The organism is Pseudonocardia pini (genome assembly GCF_013870575.1).
Taxonomy (GTDB): domain Bacteria; phylum Actinomycetota; class Actinomycetes; order Mycobacteriales; family Pseudonocardiaceae; genus Pseudonocardia; species Pseudonocardia pini.
Genome location: NZ_JACBXB010000435.1, coordinates 1 through 4,596, shown reverse-complemented (window position 1 = coordinate 4,596; position 4,596 = coordinate 1). Strand labels below are relative to the sequence as shown.

Here is a 4,596-nt window from a genome sequence, read left to right as displayed (position 1 = left end):
CCACCGCGCGTGCGGTAGGCGATCTTGTCCGGGTAGCGCGCCACGGTGCGTCGGAACGCCTCCGGGACGGTCGCCGCCTCGACGGGGGCGCCGAGGTCGACGGCCCCCTCCACCGTCTCCGTCATCTCCTGTTGTCCTTCCCGATCAGCGGCGCGGGCCGGTGAACGCGTCGACCATCCACGGCCGCTCGCGGTCCAGCGAGTGCCGGAGGTACTCCCGAGCCGCCTTGCGGGTCGGGTCGGTCGAGTCCGGCACGGCCTCGATCAGCGTGGTGAGCGCGGCGCGCAGGGCCTCCGCGTCGGCGTAGAGCTCCTCCAGCGACGGCGCGGTGCGCTCGGCGCTGGCCCGGACGGCCGCGTCGAGAGCCGACCGGTCCGCCAGCCGGTCCGCGTGCGCGGTCAGCAGCTCGCGCAGCTCCGCGTTGTCCGCGACCAGCGTGGGGAGCTCCTCGGCCACCCGCACCCGCACCGAGCGCAGCATCTGCGCGACGGTCCGGCACATGCTGGCCGCGTACTCGTTCTCCACGTGCGGGGCGATGTCCTGCTCGACCGCCGCCACGATGGACTCCAGCGCCTCGTCGACGCCCGGGTGCATCACCGGATCCTCACCCCTTCCGGCGCGAAACCGAACTCCTGACCCAGCCGGATGTTGCTCCGGTAGCTGTTCTCCCACGCCGTCCAAAGGAACCGGAGGTCGCGGAAGCCGCGGTTGTGGATGAGGTGCCCGGAGTGGTGCGTGTACAGGAACTGCATCACACCGTAGACGGCGCGGTAGTACTCGATCCGCTCGTGCGTGATCTCGATGCCCGAGCGCTCGCGGTAGTAGGCGAGCGCCTCGGGGCGGCCCCAGACCCGCCGCCCGTCCCGCACGATCTCCGGGATCATCTCCTGGACGAGCGCGAAGTCGTAGGCCGGATCGGTCAGGTACGACAGCTCCCAGTCGCTCATCGCGACGATCCGGCCGTCTCGCCAGACCTCCTCGCCGTGCCCGTTGGTGCCCTTGCAGAGGCTGATCCGCGGGGCGTCCCGGGGAGCCCGCTCGATCAGCTGGGCCACCCCCTCGGCCAGCGCCGGGTTCGACTCGAACTGGAACCCGGCCAGGCTCTTGAGCTGGGTCTCGATCAGCGAGCGGGCGCAGTCCTCGGGGCCCGCGGGTACGTCGAAGATCTCGCCGAAGCCGAGCGCCGCCCAGTCCGCGGTGTGCAGGGCGGCCAGCTGGTCGAGGTGCTCCTTCGACGCGGCGATCCGCTGCTCGTCCGCCCCCGGGGACTCGTCCGCGATGAAGGGCAGGTACCAGTGGCCCGCCACCTCCTGGCGGACGTAGGCGATCCGCCCGTCCGGCATCCAGGCGGGATCGTCCTCGAACCACAACGCCGCCGAGGTCGGGACCGGCGCGTCGGCGAGCCGCCGGTAGACCTCGTACTCCAGCCGCAGGGCGGTGGGGATGACGCTGCCCGCCTCGTGGTCGCGGCGGACGATGAAGGCCTCCGGACGACCGTCCACAGTGGCCTGGACCGTCCAGGTCTGCCGCGAGACGCCGCGAGAGATCCGCTCGACCTGCTGCACCGTCACCGACTCGGCTCCCGGGTGCAGGCGGTCCAGGCGCGCGGCGAACCAGCCCTGCACGAACTCGCGGTCGGCGAGGGTCCCGGTGGCCGCGGGGGCACTCATGCGGTGAACCCGTACGGGGCGAACGGGCCGTCCAGGAACAGCTCGGTCTGGCCCGCGCCGACCCACTGCCGCCCGTCCGGCGCGGTCGTGGTGATGGTCGAGACGTACTCGCGGCCGACGATGCCCTCGCGGACGGTCCCGTCGTACATCGGGTGGTCGAGCGGCTGGGTGCGGAAGTCGAACTCGTCCCACTCCACCGACACGCCGGGGCCGTGGTAGGTCCGCAGCGAGCCGCCGTCCTTCCACGAGCCCGAGTCGTAGCCCATGCTCGCGGAGATCCACGGCACCATGGCGGGCTCGAGGGTCTGCACCCACTCCCCGCCGTCGGCCGCGGTCAGGTAGATCTTCGCGGCCTCCAGGATCCGGGTGCCCGGACGGAAGACGAGCTCGTGCCGCCCGCCGACGAGGTCGACGACCTCTTTGTCCCAGCCGATCGTGAAGCGACCCTCGAAGGGCGTGCCGAAGGTGTCGTTCATCTTGACCTGGCGGCCCAGCGCGTCCTCGTGGAAGCCGTAAAAGCCCGAGAGCTCGCCTGCGCCGAACAGCGTCCAGAACCGCAGGGCGCGCGGGATGCCGCCCGGGTCGGCGGGCGGTAGCCATTTCGGGTCCGGCGACATCGGGCGCCGCGTGTGGTAGAGCCCCCACGAGTGGTCCCGGCTGCCGTACCAGCGCGGCGAGGAGATCTCGAAGCGCTCGCCGTCGATGGTGAAGTGACCCTCGACCGTGCCCGCCTGCGAGTAGCGGGTCTGGTCGGTGGTCGGACGGCCGCGGTTGTAGGCGAGGTGGTGCGCCTCCTCGAAGGCGGGCGCCGAGCCGTACCAGCGGATGTCCTGGGTCATCCCGGAGTCGTTCTCCTCCAGGGTGAGCCGAAGCTCCTTGAACGGCTCGATCACCTGGATCCGGTACGGACCCACCCAGGTGTCGGACAGCTCGCGCCAGGTGCGGCTGAACCGCACCGTCCGCTGGACGCCGTCCCGCATGAAGCCCACGTACCCGCCGACGAGGTCGGTGTTGGGGTTGATCCGCATGCCCTGGAAGGTGAACGCCTTGGCCTCGGCGGAGAAGGCGCCGAAGTAGTACCCGTCGTCGAACCCGGGGTCCGTGTTCGACACGATGGACACCGGGAACGGCGTCTGGTGGGCCGGGAACTCGTCGTACGGGCTGAGCATCGGACTCCGATCGCCGTTGAGCATTTTGAGTCTGTCCGTATCAAATTGTCTACGGCGGCGGGCGCCGTGTCAACGGTCGTTCCGCCCCGCGACGGACGATCACCCGAGGACGCGGGGCCCGGGTGTGAACGTGGCGGGCACGCTGGTCCAGCCCGCCATGCCGGACTGCTCGGCGTAGCGGTGCAGCTGGTCCTCGGCCACCACGTAGTCCGGCATCCGCTCCAGGACGCGCTCCACGAGGATCCGGAACATGAGCCGGGCCAGGTGCAGCCCAGCGCAGCGGTGGATGCCGAGGCCGAACGCCGCGTGCCGGTTCGGGGTCCGGTCGAGCACGACCTCGTCCGCCCGGTCGAACTGGTCGGCGTCCCAGCAGGCCGAGGCCTCGCTGACCAGGACCCGCTCCCCCGGCGCCATCTCGTACCCGCCGACCGTCACCGGCTTCACCACGGTGCGCGCGTGCCCGAGGACGGGCGGGTAGCGGCGCAGGAACTCGTCGACCGCGGTGTCCCACAGGCTCGGGTCCTCGATCAGGGCCTGCCGGTGCTCGGGGTGCTGGTACAGGTGCACGAAGGCCGACGTGCTGCCCGACGCCGTGGTGTCCACCCCGCCCGCGATCAGGAGGCGGACCATGCCCTCCGCCATCTCCGTGGTCATCGGGGCGCCGTCGATCTCCTGCGAGACGAGGAAGCCCATCACGTCGTCCCGGACCCGCCCCTCGGCCAGCTCCCGCTGCCGGATCGCGATCTCCTCGGAGATCCGCGGCTCCTGGAAGCCGGCGAGCTCGCCGAAGGCCTTCTGCGCCCGCGGGTCCGACGGCGCATAGCCGACGGCGTCGTGGAAGCTCTGGCTGATCCGCCGCCAGTCCTCCTGCGGGAACCCGAGCCACTCCAGCACGACCGCGCCGACCATCGGCGACGCGAGATCGTAGACCATGTCGCAGGCGCCGCTCTCGATGACCTGGTCGATGTGCCAGTCCGCCCAGTAGCGGATCCGCTCGGTCAGCCCGTCGCGCACCGCCTTCTGCGACAGCACGCCGTTGAGCAGCCTGCGGTACGGGTGGAACTGCGGCGGGTCGAACTCCTCCGGAACGTTCAGCTTCATCGGCAGCGGCGGGATGGCCAGTGTGGACAGCTCCCCGGTGGGGTCGGTGCGCGCCGAGGAGAAGGACCCGTAGTCCATGAAGACCTGGGTGACGTCGGCGTGCTTGGTGACGACCCAGTGCCCGCCGTTCGCCTCGGTCCAGGCGACGGGGCACTTCTCCCGCAGCTCGCGGTAGGCCTCCTCGGGCTGGGTCCCCTCGGCGCCGAAGTGGTGGTCGAACTCGACCGTCGGCCTGCCGTGGGCGACCGGACAACCGGCCGCCTCCACCTGGTCCGTCGCCTGGTCCGCAGTCATGAGGCCTCCCTGCCCGCACCCGATCCCGGCGGTTCGCCGGTCGGCTGACCTGTCTCGCCTGCCCGGGATCCGGACGGCTGCGGCGTGGTAGTTTTGAGCCGCTCAGTCTCAATGCTAGATGGCGCCGGTCACAGCCGTCAACGGTCGGTGAAGGGGCTTCAGATTATGAGACTGGTCGGCTTAATATGGGCGATCGCCGCGCACGCGGGCAGCCCCGGTCCGGCCGAAGGAGACCGCATGACCACCCTTTCCGAGCGCCGCACGGCGCCGGTCACCAGCCCCGCGGACGGAGCCCACCTCGGCGTACGCGCTGGGCATGCGCAAGACCCAGGTGATGACGAACGTGCTGCTCCCGCAGGCGC

The 4,596-nt window shown here is 71.0% G+C and carries 4 protein-coding genes; all 4 read right to left on the bottom strand.

Annotation, left to right across the window (positions count from 1 at the left end; genetic code table 11):
- Window positions 1–144: 144 nt before the first annotated feature.
- Entirely contained in the window at window positions 145–594 is a 450-nt protein-coding gene (locus H5J29_RS21600; protein ID WP_220187740.1) for a hypothetical protein, read from the bottom strand.
- Window positions 594–1,670, bottom strand: a complete 1,077-nt coding sequence (locus tag H5J29_RS21595; protein WP_181782866.1) for a phosphotransferase family protein — start codon at window positions 1,668–1,670, stop codon at window positions 594–596. Before H5J29_RS21595 ends, H5J29_RS21600 begins: the two co-directional genes overlap by 1 nt.
- A complete protein-coding gene (locus tag H5J29_RS21590) occupies window positions 1,667–2,839 on the bottom strand; it encodes an Rv3169 family protein (protein ID WP_181782865.1) in 1,173 nt (390 codons plus the stop codon). Before H5J29_RS21590 ends, H5J29_RS21595 begins: the two co-directional genes overlap by 4 nt.
- Before the next feature lie 99 nt (window positions 2,840–2,938).
- Window positions 2,939–4,234, bottom strand: coding sequence for a cytochrome P450 (locus H5J29_RS21585; protein ID WP_181782864.1), 1,296 nt, complete (start codon window positions 4,232–4,234; stop codon window positions 2,939–2,941).
- Window positions 4,235–4,596 lie beyond the last annotated feature (362 nt).